Annotated in this window: 18 protein-coding genes; 8 read left to right on the top strand and 10 right to left on the bottom strand. The window is 63.7% G+C overall.

What is annotated here, in order from left to right; all coding sequences use genetic code 11:
• Positions 1-3: 3 nt before the first annotated feature.
• From QM797_RS03850 to QM797_RS03860, 3 genes are read right to left on the bottom strand one after another with little or no spacing between them, the layout of a single operon-like run.
• Positions 4-2,373 carry a lysylphosphatidylglycerol synthase transmembrane domain-containing protein gene (locus QM797_RS03850; protein WP_283273812.1) on the bottom strand — a complete coding sequence of 790 codons (2,370 nt, stop codon included), beginning with the start codon at positions 2,371-2,373 and terminating at the stop codon, positions 4-6.
• A gap of 9 nt (positions 2,374-2,382) precedes the next feature.
• Positions 2,383-2,970, bottom strand: coding sequence for a GNAT family N-acetyltransferase (locus tag QM797_RS03855; protein ID WP_283273813.1), 588 nt, complete (start codon positions 2,968-2,970; stop codon positions 2,383-2,385).
• The gene (locus QM797_RS03860) at positions 2,939-4,222 is read right to left on the bottom strand and encodes an MFS transporter (protein WP_283273814.1); all 1,284 of its coding nucleotides are present in this window, start codon (positions 4,220-4,222) and stop codon (positions 2,939-2,941) included. Before QM797_RS03860 ends, QM797_RS03855 begins: the two co-directional genes overlap by 32 nt.
• Positions 4,223-4,311: 89 nt before the next feature.
• Between QM797_RS03860 and QM797_RS03865 the strand changes: the two genes are divergently transcribed.
• From QM797_RS03865 to QM797_RS03875, 3 genes are read left to right on the top strand one after another with little or no spacing between them, the layout of a single operon-like run.
• Positions 4,312-4,626 (top strand): ArsR/SmtB family transcription factor, encoded by a 315-nt coding sequence (locus QM797_RS03865; RefSeq protein WP_283273815.1) that lies wholly within the window; start codon positions 4,312-4,314, stop codon positions 4,624-4,626.
• Positions 4,627-4,660: 34 nt separating this feature from the next.
• Positions 4,661-5,809, top strand: coding sequence for a macrolide family glycosyltransferase (locus QM797_RS03870; protein ID WP_283273816.1), 1,149 nt, complete (start codon positions 4,661-4,663; stop codon positions 5,807-5,809).
• Between the two features lie 31 nt (positions 5,810-5,840).
• Positions 5,841-6,389 carry a pyridoxamine 5'-phosphate oxidase family protein gene (locus QM797_RS03875; protein ID WP_283273817.1) on the top strand — a complete coding sequence of 183 codons (549 nt, stop codon included), beginning with the start codon at positions 5,841-5,843 and terminating at the stop codon, positions 6,387-6,389.
• On the opposite strand, the gene QM797_RS03880 is transcribed toward QM797_RS03875, so the two are convergent.
• Positions 6,386-7,933 carry an FMN-binding glutamate synthase family protein gene (locus tag QM797_RS03880; protein ID WP_283273818.1) on the bottom strand — a complete coding sequence of 516 codons (1,548 nt, stop codon included), beginning with the start codon at positions 7,931-7,933 and terminating at the stop codon, positions 6,386-6,388. The two genes, QM797_RS03875 and QM797_RS03880, sit on opposite strands and share 4 nt — an antisense overlap.
• 129 nt (positions 7,934-8,062) lie before the next feature.
• On the bottom strand, positions 8,063-8,389 hold the full coding sequence (locus QM797_RS03885; protein ID WP_032378612.1) for an Rv0313 family protein: 327 nt from the start codon (positions 8,387-8,389) through the stop codon (positions 8,063-8,065).
• Positions 8,390-8,417: 28 nt separating this feature from the next.
• Between QM797_RS03885 and QM797_RS03890 the strand changes: the two genes are divergently transcribed.
• The gene (locus QM797_RS03890) at positions 8,418-9,170 is read left to right on the top strand and encodes an alpha/beta fold hydrolase (RefSeq protein WP_283273820.1); all 753 of its coding nucleotides are present in this window, start codon (positions 8,418-8,420) and stop codon (positions 9,168-9,170) included.
• On the opposite strand, the gene QM797_RS03895 is transcribed toward QM797_RS03890, so the two are convergent.
• The 5 genes from QM797_RS03895 to QM797_RS03915 all read right to left on the bottom strand — a co-directional run bounded on the left by QM797_RS03895 (position 9,159) and on the right by QM797_RS03915 (position 13,578).
• Positions 9,159-9,902, bottom strand: a complete 744-nt coding sequence (locus QM797_RS03895) for an AIM24 family protein (protein ID WP_283273821.1) — start codon at positions 9,900-9,902, stop codon at positions 9,159-9,161. The genes QM797_RS03890 and QM797_RS03895 overlap by 12 nt on opposite strands.
• Positions 9,903-9,913: 11 nt before the next feature.
• On the bottom strand, positions 9,914-10,591 hold the full coding sequence (locus QM797_RS03900) for an AIM24 family protein (protein WP_283273822.1): 678 nt from the start codon (positions 10,589-10,591) through the stop codon (positions 9,914-9,916).
• 1 nt (position 10,592) lies between these two features.
• On the bottom strand, positions 10,593-11,201 hold the full coding sequence (locus QM797_RS03905) for an AIM24 family protein (RefSeq protein WP_283275261.1): 609 nt from the start codon (positions 11,199-11,201) through the stop codon (positions 10,593-10,595).
• Positions 11,202-11,278: 77 nt separating this feature from the next.
• Positions 11,279-11,953: a response regulator gene (locus QM797_RS03910; protein ID WP_283273823.1), complete on the bottom strand. Its 675-nt coding sequence runs from the start codon at positions 11,951-11,953 to the stop codon at positions 11,279-11,281.
• Positions 11,950-13,578: a sensor histidine kinase gene (locus QM797_RS03915; protein ID WP_283273824.1), complete on the bottom strand. Its 1,629-nt coding sequence runs from the start codon at positions 13,576-13,578 to the stop codon at positions 11,950-11,952. The genes QM797_RS03910 and QM797_RS03915 overlap by 4 nt, the downstream gene beginning before the upstream one ends.
• A gap of 104 nt (positions 13,579-13,682) precedes the next feature.
• Between QM797_RS03915 and QM797_RS03920 the strand changes: the two genes are divergently transcribed.
• The 4 genes from QM797_RS03920 to QM797_RS03935 are packed head-to-tail and all read left to right on the top strand — an operon-like array spanning position 13,683 to position 17,111.
• Positions 13,683-14,663 (top strand): Bug family tripartite tricarboxylate transporter substrate binding protein, encoded by a 981-nt coding sequence (locus QM797_RS03920; protein ID WP_283273825.1) that lies wholly within the window; start codon positions 13,683-13,685, stop codon positions 14,661-14,663.
• The gene (locus QM797_RS03925) at positions 14,660-15,199 is read left to right on the top strand and encodes a tripartite tricarboxylate transporter TctB family protein (protein ID WP_283273826.1); all 540 of its coding nucleotides are present in this window, start codon (positions 14,660-14,662) and stop codon (positions 15,197-15,199) included. The genes QM797_RS03920 and QM797_RS03925 overlap by 4 nt, the downstream gene beginning before the upstream one ends.
• Entirely contained in the window at positions 15,199-16,725 is a 1,527-nt protein-coding gene (locus QM797_RS03930; protein ID WP_283273827.1) for a tripartite tricarboxylate transporter permease, read from the top strand. The genes QM797_RS03925 and QM797_RS03930 overlap by 1 nt, the downstream gene beginning before the upstream one ends.
• Positions 16,722-17,111, top strand: a complete 390-nt coding sequence (locus QM797_RS03935) for a universal stress protein (protein ID WP_283273828.1) — start codon at positions 16,722-16,724, stop codon at positions 17,109-17,111. Before QM797_RS03930 ends, QM797_RS03935 begins: the two co-directional genes overlap by 4 nt.
• Positions 17,112-17,131 lie beyond the last annotated feature (20 nt).

Here is a 17,131-nt window from a genome sequence, read left to right on the forward strand (position 1 = left end):
GGGTCAGACCATGTCTCGCTTGGTGAGCCACCGCAATGTCGGCCACCCCAGAAACACCGGCAGCCAGCAGGTCAGGACGCGGTAGAGCAAGACCGATGGGACGGCGATGGAGGCGGGCACTCCGAAGGCGGCCAGACCGCCGATGAGCGCGGCCTCCACGGCACCCACACCGCCCGGCGTCGGCGCGGCGGAGGCAAGAGTTCCGCCGATCATCGTCACGACCGTCACGGTGACGAACGTCGTGCCGCCGCCGAAGGCCTCGATGCTCGCCCACAATGCGAGCGCGGCGCCCAACGTCGTCGCCGCGCAGCCGAGGATGATGATCGAGAAGCGCTTGGGATCACGCGCGAGCTCACCCAGTTCGGTGAGTACTTCCTTGATCTGCGGCCGGACGGCGACTCGGAGCCACCGGCGTAACTTGGGCGCAAACATGAAAGTTCCGACGACACCGAATGCGGCACCCGCTATCAGATACAGCACGGTGTTGCCGGGCACCATGTTCGACAACCCCGAGGAGGTACCAGCGACGACGCTGAAGAAGATCAACAGGCTCACGTGCGTGATCACCTGCACCGACTGTTGCAGTGCCACAGCCGCCGTCGCGCGAACGGCACCCAATCCGCCCTTCTGCAGGAATCGCACACTCAGAGCCAGCCCTCCGACGCCCGCAGGGGTCGTCGTCGCGGCGAAGGTGTTGGCAACCTGCATGACCGTCAGATTCCAGAAGCTGACCTTGCCGAACGCGCACGCCCACAACGCAGCTCCGGCACCGACGTATGTCAGAGCGGAGACCGCCAACCCGAGCAGAACCCACCACCGGTCCACCGAACCGAGTTCGGTGACGAACGCAGGCACCGCACTGATGAACGGGTACGCGACGTAGACCAATCCGATCAACAACACGAGCGAGATGATCTGGTTTCGGCTGAAGCGGGTGACCTGTTCGGCCTCGATCTTGGCGGCACCGGTCTGCTCCAGTACCTCGAGCCGGACAGCCTTCATCGTCTTGCCTGCATCGCGAACCGATTGGCGAATGCGAGGCGGGATGGCGGACTTGGTCAATCGACCCGAGGCTGCGATCACGGTCTCGAAGCCGAGTACGTCGATGGCGGTCGCGACGGCGCGCTGGGAGCCGAACAGGTCTGCCGTGGTGAGCAACAACTGCGCGACGTCGGATTGCATCTGGGATTCCGACGCACCGAGTTCGGCATGGCCGAAACCGCAGAAGAGGGCATTACCGTCGTGGATCCTCAGATCGCCGCGGTGCAGGTCGCCGTGGGAGATCTGGTTCTCGTGCAGCGTGTTCAGGGCCGACCACAGGGCGCCAAGGGTGGCGTCGTCGTGCTCCGCCTCGATCGGATCACCGATGGGAAGGCTGTGCGCGTACAGGGTCCAACCTCTGTCGAGTGCTGCCACCGCCAGCGGGTGACTGCCCGCCGCACCCAATCCCTTGATGGCCAGGCCCATCAGGGCGCGATGCTCGACTGCCCGGCGCATCGACGCGTGCAGTGGCGCAGTTTCGCTGCCACGCAGCGTGATCCACCGCCAGGACTGGCGCAGGGCACCGCCGCTGCGCTGATTCTGCCCGTACAACTCGACCACCACATCGGCGTCGGGAGTGTGTGCGTTCAACACCAACGGGCCGGGGCCGGCCGGACGGACGACGGTGAAGCTGCGAACGGTGACTCCGCGGCTGTGGAACAGGCGAACCGCCGCGTCGAGCGGAACCTCGAGCGCCGGTGTGCCGACGAGCAACACGATGACGGCTCCGACGAGCCAGCCGACCGCGAGTCCGAGCATCGAGCGAGCCGGGACCACGGTGGAGACGACCAGGTGCATCGGCACGAACGCGAGCAACAGCGTCCACCATGCGCGACGCCACTTCGCGGGTAGACCCGGGCCGGAGACCGTCAGAGCCGCAGCCAGCATCGCGATCCAGCGAGAATCGTCGAGGAACTGCGCGAGGAACGTGTCGAGTCGCTCGGGAACATCGAGGTCCCAGGTGGGAGTGGAGATCCCGGTACCGGTGATCGACAGCGCCAGCGCGGCCAGCAGAGCCGCGGCCGCGTACCCGGCGAGCAGTTTCCACTTGCGGCCCGCGATCAGTCCGATCAGGACGCCGAACGGGAGCGCGAGAATGGCGACGCCGTAGACGATGTAGACGGCATTGGATTGGTCGGGGCTGAGCACGCCGACGATGTTCGATACCGATTCCTCGAGCGCATCCCACTGATTTCTGGTGATCAGCGAACCGGCGATCACCACGCCCAGCAGTGCCGCGGCCGATACGACTCGAATGATGTCGCTGGTTCTCCGCACCAGCGGCTGAAGCAGGTTTCCCGCTACGGGAATGTCCCGCCCATCCACACGCATGGGGTCAACCTACCGTGCGGTACGCCTGCGGAGTTCGTTGCGGACGGTGGGCCATTCGGATTCGATGATCGAGAACACGACGGTGTCGCGCAACGAACCGTCGGACATGCGTTGATGATTGCGCAGAATCCCGTCCTGCTTCGCACCCAGTTTCGCGATCGCCGTCCGCGACTGCACGTTCATCCAGTGGGTGCGAAATTCGACGGCGATGCATTCCCATTCCTCGAATGCATGCGTCAACAGCAGCAGTTTGCTCGCGGGATTGGTACCGGTTCCGTGCGCGGAGCGGGCATTCCAGGTGTACCCGATTTCGACGCGACGGTTGTTCGAGTCGACGTTGCAGAACGTGGTCGAGCCGATGATCTGGCCGGTGTCGTTGCGGCGCAGCGTGAACGGAAGCATGGTTCCTGCTTCGAGCAATCCGAGCCGACGATCGATCTCTGCCGCCATGTCCTCGGGTTTCGGCACGCTGGTGTACCAGAGGTTCCACAACTCGCCGTCGCGGGCGGCGTCGGACAGTCCTTCGAGATGGTCGTGGCTCAACGGCTCCAGAGTCACGAGATCGTCAGAGAGGGTCACCGGTTGCAGAAAGGGCATTCGCCGACGATACGTCGGAACGTGCCGTCCGGGAAAGCGTAATGATTGCCGCTGCGGTGACGGCGACAGTGGCGACGACGAGGACGATCACCTCGGTGAAAGCGGGGGCATAGGCATCGGCGAATCCGGGTTGCCCGGATGCAGCGGCGTCGGCGTCGACCTTGTTCGACACCCGTCCGCGGACGAAGAAGGCCAGTAGCCAGGCATAGCCGGCGACCATGACGGCCTCGCTGCCGATGCGGAACAGATTGAGTACCCCGGCGGCGGTGCCGCTGCTCTGCGGCGGCACCGCGGCGAGTGCCTCGCCGTCGACCAAACCGATGGGGAGCCCGAACCCGAACCCCAACAGAATCATCGGGACCACGACGGCGGCGAGCGAGACGCCTGGTTGCAGGGCCAGCATGCCGAGATTGCCGAGAACGAGGCAGCCCAGGCTCGCGAGAATGACGCGGCTGGGGGTCACGGCGTCGAACATCGCGGTCAGCCTGGCGATGGTCAGTGGGGCGATCAATACCGGGATCGTCATGGCCAGCATGAACAGCCCCGCTTGTCCGGGGGTCAGAGACGCGACTGCGCTGAGCGCACCGGGCAGATAGGTGAGCAGGGTGACGAAGCCGATGGCTCCGGCGACCGGGACCAGGCACAGCGCGAGGAATCGGCGGTTGCGCAGCAGGCCGAAATCGAGCAGACGGTTCGCGGTGGATTGGCTTCGCAGGGCCGGGAGGGCCAGCGTGCCGACGGCCGCGATCAGAAGGACCATCGCCTGAGCGGCGAACACTCCGCGCCAGTCCACCGCGGCGATCAGCAGCCCGGAGATCGTCGGACCCAGTGCCAACCCGAGCCCGTTGACGGTGCCGAACAGGGCGAATGCCGTGGCCCGTTCGGTCCCGTGAAAATGCAGCGACAGGATCGACGTGGAGCCCACCAGAACCGCAGCGGCACCGATACCCGCGACCACCCGCGACGCATCGAGTACGAGCAGAGAGGGCGCGAGTGCGCTCACCAGGCTCGCTGTGGCCGTGACCAGTACGCCGATGCGGAACGACGTGCGGTGGCCGATGCGATCCGACACCGCACCCCAGACGACGGTGAAGAGGGCGAACGCGACGTTGAAGCCGTTGACGACCCACTGCAGTGGCGTGGGATCGGAGCCGAGATCTGCTGCGATGACCGGAAGCGCAATGGCTGTGCCCGAGATCGACATCGGCACGACGAACTGCGCTGCGAGTACGACCGGTAGAACTGCCCTCATGAATCCCCCTGTGCTTAGGTACGATACTTTTCGTACTAGAACAGGTTTTGAGGTACGGCGCAAGTCGTACCTCGATGTGGGAGGAGCTCATGGCAGACGAGAACGGGCATCCGGAGCCCGACGAAATGCAACTCGGTGCGGTGATGTCCGCCCTGGCGGATCCGCTGCGCCGCAAGGTGGTCACCGAACTCGTCGGCGACGACGACGGTGCCGAACGAACATGTACGTCGTTCGAGCTCGGTGTCACCAAATCGACTCTCACGCATCACTTTCGAGTACTGCGAGAAGCGGGTCTGGTCTTCCAGGTGGACCGCGGTAACAGTCGTAAGGTCACGCTGCGCCGTCGCGAGCTCGAGGATCGGTTCCCCGGTCTGCTCGATCTGATCGCCAACGAAATCCGCTAGCCCCCCGGCGGGCATCCGTCGTACGGTGATGCCCATGCACATCGCCATGATCGGCACGACGGCCCCCAGTCACATCTATCCATCACTGGCCGTCGTTGCCGAACTGGTACGACGCGGGCATCGCGTCACCTATGCCGTCGGAGATTCCCTGCGGCACATGGTGGAACCTGCAGGCGTGGAGGTCGTCCCGTTCGAGTCGATGCTGCCCGACGGAGAGGCTTCGTGGCCCGATGATCCGGCGTCGGCGATGCAGGTGTTCCTCGACGAGGCCATTCGGTCCTTTCCAGTACTCACTGCGTTCTACGACGACGATCAGCCGGACCTGTTCCTGTACGACATCGGCGGTATGACGGCACCGGTTCTCGGTGTGCGCTACGGGGTGACTGCAGTGCAACTCTCCCCGACGTACGTGGCCTGGGACGGCTACGCCGAGGATCTCGGTGACGGGATGGCCTCGATCCGAGAGTCTCCGACCGGTGTCGCGTATCGCGACACCTATGCAACCTGGCTGCGAGAGAACGACATCGACGCCGATCCGTGGGAGTGGATCACGTATCCGGCACACTGCCTGTCGCTGATTCCGCGGGTGATGCAGCCGCATGCCGACCGGGTGGCCGAGTCGGTACAGTTCGTCGGACCGTGCCTCGATCCGGTACGCCTCAGCGAACGGAGTTGGACGGCACCCGAAGCGCCGATCCTGTACATCTCGCTCGGTACCGGATACAACGAGCGACCCGAGTTCTACCGCTTGTGCATCGAGGCGTTCGGGAACACGGACTGGCATGTGGTGATCTCGATCGGCCGTCGGGTCGATCCGGCCAGGCTGGGTGTTGTTCCCGCGAATGTCGAAGTACACGAATATGTTCCGCAGCTTGCGGTGCTGGACGCCGCCACCGTCTTCATCACCCACGCCGGAATGGGCGGGTGCACCGAGGCGCTGTGGTTCGGCGTGCCGACCGTGGCGGTACCGCAGGCTGTCGATCAGTTCGGCAACGCCGCGATGCTCGCCGAACTAGGGGTGGGCGTGCACCTGGACTTCGAGAAGGTCACCGCTGTGATGCTGGCAGAAGCTGTCGCCGAAGCCCGCGAATTCGGTGCACGTGCAACAGAACTCGGTGCCGAGATTCGAGCGCACGGCGGCGTCGAACAGGCGGCTGATGCGGTAGAGGCTTTTCTCGCGTGACGGGCATCGACGACGGCTGTAGGGTTCGCTGATGGGGAAGATATTCGAGCGCATCGACGACTCGCTGAAGGCGTGGATCCAGGCCCAGCCGGTGTGGTTCGTCGGGACGGCACCGTTACAGAGTGACGGGCATGTCAATGTCTCGCCCAGAGGGCATGATTCGTTCTCCGTGCTAGGGGAGCACGAAGTTGCGTGGGTCGACTACACGGGTAGTGGAGTGGAAACGATCGCGCACATTCGCGACAACGGCCGAGTCTGCTTGATGTTCTCCTCGTTCGACAGTCGGCCGCGAATAGTACGGCTGCACGGAACGGGATCGGTGTGGCTGCCCGGCGACGCCATGTTCGAGGATGTGGTCGCGCGCCACCCAGCGAATCCGAGTACCCGCGCAGTGATCTCGGTCGACGTGACGAGAATCAGTGATTCCTGCGGTTGGGGCGTCCCGACCATGGATCTGGTAGGCGAACGCGACCTGATCCAACGGCACGCCGAGAAGAAAGGCGTCGACGGCATGGTGAAGTACCGCGCCGAGCGAAACGCAACCAGTATCGACGGGCTGCCCGGGTTTCGGGCTGACTAGCGGAGTGTGGCCGGTCCGCTCATCAGGCTGACGATTTCGGCGGTGTCGAACTCGTTGGGAACGCCCCACTTCGATTCGTAGCCGTACACCTCACGCAGCGAGGTCGCGGACTCGTGACCGTAGAGAATGTCGAGATCATCGGCCGTGATCAACCCCGGGTGTGCGACTCCGCACGCCTCCGATACCTTCAGTAGGTCGCGTCGTAGCGTCCTGAGGTAGTTGGTCGCACGGTCGGCCTTGTTCATCGGGTCGAGACCGTGAGCGAGCCACTTGTCCTGTGTTGCAACGCCGGTCGGGCATTTGTCCGTGTGGCACTTCTGCGCCTGTACGCAACCGATCGACATCATGACCTCACGGGCAACATTGACCATGTCGCAGCCGAGCGCAAATGCCACGACAGCGTTGTCGGGCAGTCCGAGCTTGCCCGACCCGATGAACGTCACGTGATCGGCGACTCCGCTGCGCGCAAACTGCTCGTACACCCGGGCGAAGCCGACCCGGAACGGAAGCGCTACCGATTCGCTGAACAACAAGGGTGCAGCGCCGGTTCCGCCTTCTCCGCCGTCGATGGTCACGAAGTCGACACCGCGTTCGGTGGTGCTCATCAGGTCGACCAATTCGGACCAGAAGTCCATGTTGCCGACAGCGGATTTGATGCCCACCGGCACGCCGGTCTCGTCGGCGATCATCTCGACCCAATCCAACATCGAATCGACACTGTCGAATTCGGAATGCCGGGACGGGCTCGCGCAGTCCTTGCCCACGGGAATGCCTCGGATCTTGGCAATCTCGGGGGTGACCTTCGCACCGGGAAGCAGGCCGCCGAGGCCGGGTTTGGCACCCTGGCTGAGCTTGATCTCGATCGACTTCACCGGGTGCGCTGCAACGAGATCCTTCAGGCGCGCGATGTCGAACCGGCCGTCGTCGTCTCTGCACCCGAAATACGAAGTGCCGATCTGCAGCGTCAGGTCTGCGCCGTGCTGGTGGTGCGGAGACAGTCCGCCCTCGCCGGTGTTGTGCAGGCAACCAGCTGCTGCTGCGCCGCGATTGATGGCCTCGATCGCCGCGGCAGAGAGCGAACCGAAACTCATCGCCGATACATTGACCACCGAGGACGGACGAAACGCACCGCGTCGTTCACGGTGTCCACCGAGCACTTTCGCGGCCGGGACGATGTCACCTGCGCCGGACTGTTGCGCTGTTGCCGGCGAAATGTCGGAGAACGTGCGGTGCTTGATGATCGGGTAACCCTGCGAGAACTCGGTGTCGTTGTCTGCGCCGAACCCGAAGTAGTTGTTCTGCAACTTCGCCGACGAGTAGATCCAGCGGCGCTGGTTGCGGCTGAAAGGTCGCTCCTCGTCATTGCCGCTGACGATGTACTGGCGCAACTCCGGCCCGACCGCCTCGAGCAGGTAGCGGGCGTGACCGACCACCGGGAAGTTGCGGAGAATTGCGTGGCGTTTCTGGGTCAAGTCGTATGCCGCGAGCCCGAGCACGCCCGCAACAGGTAGTGCCGACAGAGCCCGAGCCCATTTCGATGACATGATCCAACACACTGCACTGCCCAGGGTGAAGTGGTCAGGCGGTCAGACGAACAACGAACGACATTTCGGCGTCGAATCAGATCGAATCCGGTGCAGCCAGCCGCGCTGTCGCGGTCCAGCGCGCCCGATTCAGTCCTCGAGAACGCTGACGCTCACGCCGTAGGGCAGGAAGCGGACGCGTCGGCGCGGGTCGGTGTTGTCCTTGTGCGCACGGAGGGCATCGAGTTCGGTGGCGTAGAGCTGGTCGATCTGCGGTGATCCGGCGTCGTCGACGCTGTAGATCGCCCAGACTCCGTCACCTTTCTGACCTGTGGTTTCGGGCTCCGGTGGAGCCTTGGGTGCCCCAACGTTGGAGGCGAACAGCGAACCGACCACCTCGCGCAGTCCCTCGGTTGCCTCACGGGCGAACTTGTCGAAGTCGTCGGATCCGAATCCGAAGGGTCCTTGGTTGGCCATGGCAGTACCTCCTAGGTGAAACTCCAGTATGCGCGTTTTCTCCGAACAGCCGCCGAGCGTCCGCACGCTCACGTTGCCGGGCAGCACCGACCCGGCTCTGGTCTTTCTGCACGGGCTCGGCTCCGCGGGCGTCCCGGCATTCGGTGCCATCGCTGTAGATGCAGCGTTCGAGGGTCGAGAGCGGCTGCTGCCGGATCTGCTCGGCTTCGGATTCAGCGATCGCCCGCTCGATTTCGGCTACTCACTGGACGACCATGCCGCCGCCGTTGCGGACCTGCTCGATCAGCGGAATCTGACGTCTGTCGACCTCGTCGGCCACAGCCTGGGTGGATCGATCGCCACCGTGCTCGCCTACCGCCGACCGGATCTGGTGGGCCGACTGGTCGTGCTCGAACCCAACCTGCTGCCGTGGGACGGCACCGCCAGCGTCGAGATTGCCCGGCAGTCGGAGCCACAGTTCGTCGACACCGGTATCGACCGGTTGATCGCCGGCGCCGATCCGGAATGGGCGTCCACGCTGCGGATTGCCGATCCGATTGCGCTGCATCGCACCGCCGTCGGGCTGTGCGTGGGACCGGATTCGACGGTGCAGGCCATGCTGGAGTTGCTCAGAGTACCGCGGATTTTCCTCTACGGAGAGCGCACCGGCGCGCCGAGCCAGCAGGCCCGATTGGCTTCAGCGGGAGTAGCTTTCGCATGCATCGACAATGCCGGGCACGTCATGATGGCCGACAATTCCGAAGGCGTCGTCGAGGTACTGCGAGCCGGGTTACTGCTGTAGCCGAGCCCCGATGGTGTTGTGCAGAGATCGCAACGAGTTCTGGCCGAGTGAGACCGTCTGAGATTCGATGTGGCGCAACAGATGTGTGTCGTTGAGTACCTTCTCGCTCGACTGGATCAACACGGTGCCGGCACCGGTGAAATCGAACTGACGCTCTTCGCCGCTGTTGGCTCCGAGAAATCCGCGCGCCGCACCGAGGAAGTTCTGCATCCAGTCGGCGTCGAAGTGATGCGACGGTGAGGGGCAATCTGCCCATCCCACAAGCGCTTCCGGGTCGATGCGCAGCGGCGGCTCGGCGAACATGACGGTGCCGTTGGAGGAGGCCAGGAACTTTCCGGTACCGAGCAGCGTCAGAAATCCCGGGACGATGGACTGCTTGAGATCCAGAGTCGGTTCGAACGCAAGCAGATTCGCGGCTCGGATTGTCAGGTTGCCGTCGTCGAGGTCGTAGCTGTTGATGTTGAATCCGCGATCGCCGAGGATCAGCTTGCCCTGACCCTGCGCCAGAACCCAGTCGTTGGAGTACAGCGGAGACGAGAACCGCGCGGCGACGATGGCAGGCATCGACGTTTGCCCGAGCGGCTCGAAGCGAATGTTGCCGTAGTACGCGATCATCGCGCCCTTCGACGTGAACCACGGCTGACCTGCGAGTTCGACGCAGAATGCGTAGTCGTTGCCGGGCACGTTGTCGTTGACCGGCAGGGTGTGCGGGGTGTGGATGTCGAGACCCATAAGGTTGCTCCTCAGAACTTCTGCTCGGAGGCCTGGACCCACACGGTGCCCATACCCGTCATCTTCAGTTGGATTGCCTCACCGCTGCCCTTGCCGACGGCGTCGCGCCAGCCGACATTTGCGGAGATGTCGACGTTGATGTTGCCGATGTGGCAGACGTACGCCTGCGGATCGACCACCACCTGTGGGTGATCGGGCCCGACCTGCAACGGCGTCGCGCCGCCGTGCGACAGGACCGCAACGCTGCCCTGGCCGGTGAGTTGCGTCGTGAACAGACCTTGGCCGGTCATCGCGCCGCGCACTGCTCCGCGGACGCCGCCCTGCGAGGTCAGGGCAACGATGGAACTCTGTAGGTAGCCGTCGTGCACCAGCAGTCGATCGGCTTCGACGGTGAGCATGGACGAACCGTCGAGATGGATCACCTCGATGTACAACCCGGCGTGACCGTAGTAGACCTCGCCCTGCCCCTCGGCGGCCATCATCGCCACGTGCTCGCCTGCCATCATGCGGCCGGCCATTCCCGCGACGCCACTCATGCCGGGCATGGCACCCGCGCCGCCGCCCATGGAATGCGGGACGAAGCGGACGTCGCCGGTGTAGTAGAGCATCGATCCACGGCGCGCGAGCACGTTCTGATTCGGTGCCAGAACGGATTTCACGACTTTGCTGTTGACGAGTTCGAGTGGCACGTCAGCGCTCCTCGGGTTGGATGTACACGACGCCCTGGCCGTCGAAGCGGAGGGAGAACGCCTCGCCGCTGCCGCCGCCGATGGCGGAGCGCCACGTGACGTCGGTGACGAAGCTCTGGTTCAGCTGGCCGCGGTGTGCGACGAACGCGTCGGGATCGACGACGAGTGGGTACTGGGGATCGACGGCGAGGGCGATGATCGGACCACCTTTCGACAGCAGCGCCACGGTGCCCGATCCGCTGACGACCGTGGTGAACAAACCCTGCCCCGACGTTGCGCCGCGAAGACCGGAGAACTTGATGTCTGTCTTCAATTGGCCTGTGAGAGCCAGCAATTGAGACGATTCGACGTGGAGGTTGTCACCCTGTACCTCGACGAGAGTGATGTCCTGGGCGTCGACGGCGAAGTAGACCGTGCCCTTGCCGGACACGTCCATCAACGACAGCGATTCGCCGGACACTTTCTGTTTGAGCGCGGCGCGGAATCCTCCTCCGCCGCCCATCCCGGCGCTCTTGAAGGCGACATCGCCCTCGTACGCCACCATCGAACCCGACATCGCGCGCAGGGAGTCGCCGGTCAGGTCTGCGACCAAGACACGGTGCCCGTTCATCCTCAGCTGAGCCACGGGGGAACTATGCCACTGCTCACGCCGTCGTGGCTACTGCTGGCTGTATACGAGGCACACCACTATCGACGGCGATACAGTCGTTCCGGTCGCCCGGCCCGGCCGTACTGCAACCGAATGTCGAGAATTTCGTGTGTCAAGTAGTGCTCGAGGTAGCGGCGTGCGCTCACGCGTGAAATTCCGACGAGGTCGGCGCACTCGCTCGCCGATAGTTCGGTTCCCGGCGTGATGACGCCCAGCACCGACTTCCCTGTCTCGGCCGACATTCCCTTGGGCAGCTGCACGCGTTCGGCCGCGGCGCTTCCACGACCGAACAGCGCGTCGACGACATTCTGGTCCAGCCGATCCGAGGAGAGAGCCTTCCGGCGCGCCAGAAACGCGTCGAGCTTCTCTCGGAGGTTCACGTACTCGAACGGCTTGATGAGGTAGTCCGTGGCACCACCGGTCAGCGCGGCACTCACTGTGTCCAACTCGCGAGCGGCGGTGATCATGATGACGCCCACGGCGTTGTTCTGCGAGCGCAATGTTCGGAGGACGTCGAGCCCTGATGCGTCCGGAAGATGAACGTCGAGCAGGATCAGATCCGGCTGCAGTTCGGCAGTGGCAGTGAGTGCTTCCGCCGCAGTACGAGCTACACCCACGGACCTGAAGCCGTCCGTTCGGTCGACGAAGCGACGATGAATATCGGCCACCATGAAGTCGTCGTCGACCACGAGGACGCCTGTCGATGTGGTCATCGTTCTCCTGTGCTCTCTCGCTCCGGCAACGGGATTCGCACCCGGAATCTAGCGCCCCCGGCAGCGGCGTCGTCCACAATCGCTGTCCCGCCGTGTTGCGTGCTGACCAATCGGACCAGTGCGAGACCGATTCCGCGCCCGCCGGGCAGGTCGGGTTTCGAGGTCACTCCCCGTGAGAACACCGACTGCCGCATCTGTTCCGGGACCCCTTGGCCCGAGTCGGTGACGTCGATGACCAGGTCATCCAGGTCGACGATGGCGACCGTGATTGCACGCTCACCGGACTCGCGCGATGCGTCGAGCGCATTGTCCACCAGATTGCCCACCACCGTGATCACGTCCGTCGACATCGCGGGGTCGAGCGGTCTCAGGTTGGACGCGGGGTCCAGAGTCAGGCGTACACCGATTTCTGCGGCCAACGACGTCTTCGCTATGAGCAGGGCTGCCACCGCTGGGTCGTGGATGTGTGCGGTGATCGATTCGCTGATCTCCGCGCGCCTGCGGGTGAGAGTGCCGACGAGGGCTGTCACCTCGTCGTAACTGCCGAGCTGGGCCAGCCCGGAAATGGTGTGCAGTTGATTGGCGAATTCGTGAGTCTGAGCGCGCAGAGTGTCGGTGACACTTCGGTGTGACGTCAGCTGGCTCTGCATGGAGGCGAGCTCGGTGCTGTCACGCATCGTGGTGACGGTGCCGATGTGCTGTCCGCGGCTGGTGGCTGTGCGGCGGTTGAGTGCGAGCACCCTGTGCGCGGTCGTGACGATGAAGTCCGCCACCTCTCCGTCGGACTTCAGAACGTCCAGTACTCCGTCGTCGATGCCCACGTTGTCCACCTGCTTGCCGACGACGGTGGGATCGAGCCCGAGGAGTGTGCATGCGCTGTCGTTGATCACGGTGATGTTGCCGTCGTTTCCAATGGCGATCACACCCTCACGAATACTGTGCAACAACGCTTCTCGATGGTCGGCGAGGCTTGCGATCTCTGCTGTCTCCAGGCCGAGTGTGTGTCGCCGCATTCGGCGAGAGAGCAACCACGACCCGACGGCACCCAGGCCGGCGCCGATTGCCAGGTACAAAATCAATCTCGCCCCGGACTCGGACAACAGCGTCCACGTCGACGGGTACCGCTCCGCCACGGTCACGATGGCCAGTACCGAACCATCGGGTGCCAGAACGGGGACGTGGCCGGCAATGGACCGGCCGCCCGCAGACTCGATATCGCCCGACCACCCGCGGCCGTCGAGAACGTCACTGTCTCCCAGTGCGGCTGCACTACCGATTCGGGTGGGGTCGGTGGACACGATCACATCACCGTCGGTGGACACTATTTCCGCCAGTGATGCGCCGGAGAGCGCGACCGCCCGATCTACGTCGGGTGCGAGCACTTGCTCGACCAATGCAGCATCCAGCTGATCACGCACTATCGGAGTCGAGGCCAGATTCTCGGCAACGGAGAGCATCCGGGCTCCGCGCAGGTCGCGAAATTCGTCGGTGGATTGTTCGATCGATATCGCGGCGACGGCACCGAGTACGAGGGTGAGGACGGCGAGCTGCAGCAGCAAGTACTGCCCGGCAAGGGTGAGGGTGTGTCGTCGGCTGACGGCTCGTCGACTCTGTCGTGACCACAAAGAACTTAACTTCCATTGGTTTCTCAAAAGTGACTTGCATCACGTGCGGACTGATACTTGCTACCGATCACAGTCTCACAGAGACCGAACCGAAACGAGGACCGATGCCCAGAAGGCTGACAGTGGTGTTGGCGCTGATCCCACTGCTCGTGCTGGCGCTCGCATCATGTGGCGTCACCCGAGGTGACGAGGGCGAGGGACTGCACCGCATCCGGATGATGGTGCCCAACAGTCCCGGTGGTGGTTACGACCTCACCGCACGAAGCGCAGTGAAGATCATGGAAGAAACCGACATCACCGGCCGCGTCGAGGTCTTCAACGTCATCGGAGCGGGCGGAACCGTCGCCATGGCTCGATTGATGAACGAGGCAGGCAACGACGACCTGATGATGATGATGGGACTCGGTGTCGTCGGCGCGATGTACACCAACGGCTCGACCGATCGAGTCTCCGACGCCACCCCGCTCGCCAAGATCGTCGAAGAGCAAGAGGGGCTTCTCGTCCCCGCGGACTCGCCGTTCCAGACCGTCGGCGACTTCGTCGAGGCGTGGAAAGCAGATCCGTCGTCGGTGACGATCGGCGGAGGATCGTCTCCGGGCGGGCCCGACCACCTGTTCCCGATGGAAACCGCTCGCACGGTGGGCGTGGATCCGACGGCCGTGAACTACGTGTCCTACGACGGCGGCGGCGATCTGTTGACCGCATTGCTGGGCAACAAGATTTCCGTAGGCACGTCGGGGTTGGGCGAGTACGTCGATCAGATCGAGGCCGGACAGGTGCGGGTGCTGGCCGTGTCGGGAGCCGAGCGACTGCCCGACATCGATGCACCGACCCTGACCGAAGCCGGCATCGATTTGCAGTTCACCAACTGGCGCGGTGTTCTCGCACCGCCCGGCACACCCGAAGACGTTCGTGCACAGATGGTTGCGGCATTGACCGAGCTGCACGGCACCGACGAATGGAAGGAAGCGCTCGTGACGAACGGATGGATCGACGCATTCGAGACCGGACCTGCGTTCGAGCAGTTCCTGCGCGATCAGGATGCCCGGGTCGAGTCGACACTCACAGAATTGGGACTCGTATGACCGCCACGGTCGACCGCACCGACGATGGCGGCGAGACCGGGTCGGAGCAGGTCGGTCCGGACCGCGCGCAGCTCCTGGTCTGCGCGGTACTGCTGGTGGTCGGCGTTTTCTTGATCGTCGATGCGCTTTCTCTCACAGCGGAATTCGCCAAGGTCGACCCCGTGGGCCCCAAGCTGATTCCTATTGTCGTCGGGATCGCGATGCTCGTCTGCTCCGTCCTTCTCGCCGTGGCCACTCTGCGAGGGAGTCGAGGCGAACAGGATGGCGGTGAAGATATCGACACCTCGACTCCGGCCGACTGGAAGACCGTCGGACTGCTCGTCGGTCTCTTCGTGGTGACGATCGTGCTGGTGGACACTCTGGGATGGGTCATCATCGGAGCGGTGCTCTTCGGCGGTGCCGCAACGATTCTCGGTAATCGGCATTGGATTCGTAACCTGGCGATCGGGCTCGTTCTCTCACTTCTGAGCTTCTACGCGTTCTATGTCGGGCTCGGAATACCGCTGCCTGCAGGCATTCTGGACGGAATACTCTGATGGACAATCTGAACTGGCTCATGCAAGGCTTCGCCGAAGCCGTGACCCCGATGAATCTGCTCTACGCGTGCATCGGAGTGCTCTTGGGCACCGCGGTGGGTGTTCTGCCCGGGATCGGCCCGGCAATGACTGTGGCACTGCTTCTTCCGATCACCTACAACGTCAGCCCCAGCGCCGCGTTCATCATGTTCGCGGGTATCTACTACGGCGGCATGTACGGCGGCTCGACCACGTCGATTCTGCTCAACACTCCGGGCGAATCGTCGTCGGTGATCACCGCTATCGAAGGCAACAAGATGGCCAAGGCCGGGCGAGCCGCTCAGGCGCTCGCCACGGCCGCCATCGGATCGTTCATCGCAGGCTCCATCGGAACCATGCTGCTGGTGCTGTTCGCCCCCATCGTCTCGCGCTTCGCGGTGTCGCTGGGAGCGCCCTCGTACCTGGCAATCATGTTGCTGGCCTTGGTCGCTGTGACCGCAGTACTCGGCAGCTCGAAGCTGCGCGGATGCATCTCGCTGCTTCTGGGACTTGCCATCGGACTCGTGGGAATCGACTTCCTCACCGGCCAGCCCAGAGCCACTTTCGGTGTCGCGCAGCTCTCCGATGGAATCGACATCGTGGTCATTGCCGTCGCAGTGTTCGCACTGGGCGAGGCACTCTGGGTCGCTGCACATCTGCGCCGCAAGCCCGCCGAGGTGATTCCCGTCGGGCGTCCCTGGATGGGCAAGAGCGATTGGAAGCGATCCTGGAAGCCGTGGTTGCGCGGTACCGCGTACGGATTCCCGTTCGGCGCGTTGCCGGCAGGCGGGGCCGAGCTGCCGACATTCCTGTCGTACATCACCGAGAAGAAGCTCTCCAAGCATCCAGAAGAGTTCGGCAAGGGAGCCATCGAGGGTGTCGCAGGACCGGAGGCCGCCAACAACGCTTCTGCCGCAGGCACTCTCGTGCCGATGCTGTCACTGGGGCTTCCCACCAACGCCACTGCGGCAGTCATGCTCACCGCATTCGTCTCGTATGGAATTCAGCCCGGACCGACGCTGTTCGACAAAGAACCGCTGCTGATCTGGACGTTGATCGCGAGCTTGTTCATCGGTAACTTCCTACTGCTCGTGCTCAACCTCCCGTTGGCGCCGCTGTGGGCAAAGCTCCTGCGCACGCCGCGGCCGTATCTGTACGCAGGAATTCTGTTCTTCGCGGTGCTGGGTGCCTACGCCGTCAATCTCCAGTGGCTGGATCTGGTTCTGCTGCTGATCTTCGGATTGCTCGGCTTGATGATGCGGCGCTTCGGATTACCCGTCCTGCCGCTCATCATCGGAGTCATCCTCGGCCCGCGCGTCGAGCGTCAGTTGCGCCAGACACTGCAGCTCGGTGGCGGCGAATGGAGCAGCATCTTGTCCGAGCCCATCGCCATCGCGGTCTACGTCATCATCGTTCTGCTGCTGGCTGCGCCTTTCGTGGCAAAGCTCGTACGACCCCGTACTGCTTTTAGTGCTCCCACCCTCGAGAAGACGAAGGAAGACGCATGATTGTCGTCGGCTACACCCCTGACAAATTCGGTGCCGCGGCACTCGAACACGGAATCGCCGAGGCGAAGTTTCGCGGCACCGGGCTCAAGGTCGTCAACACCTCCACCGGTGACTCATTGGCCGATCCGCGATTCGCCGATTCCGAAGCCATGACGGAGTTGCACGCCACTCTCGATCGTTCCGGGGTCGAGTATGTCCTGGACCAGGCCGTGGTCTCGGATACCGTCGACGCGCTGCTCACCGTCATGGACGGCGACGATGCCGACGTACTGGTCATCGGGATCAGGCACCGATCAGCAGTGGGCAAATTGCTGATGGGCAGCTCCGCTCAGCAGCTGCTGCTCTCGTGCCCCAAGCCGGTTCTAGCAGTCAAACCGCCTCGGTAGCAATCTGTTTCGGTCGTGCC

This window comes from Rhodococcus sp. IEGM 1381, from assembly GCF_030056795.1.
Lineage (GTDB): Bacteria > Actinomycetota > Actinomycetes > Mycobacteriales > Mycobacteriaceae > Rhodococcoides.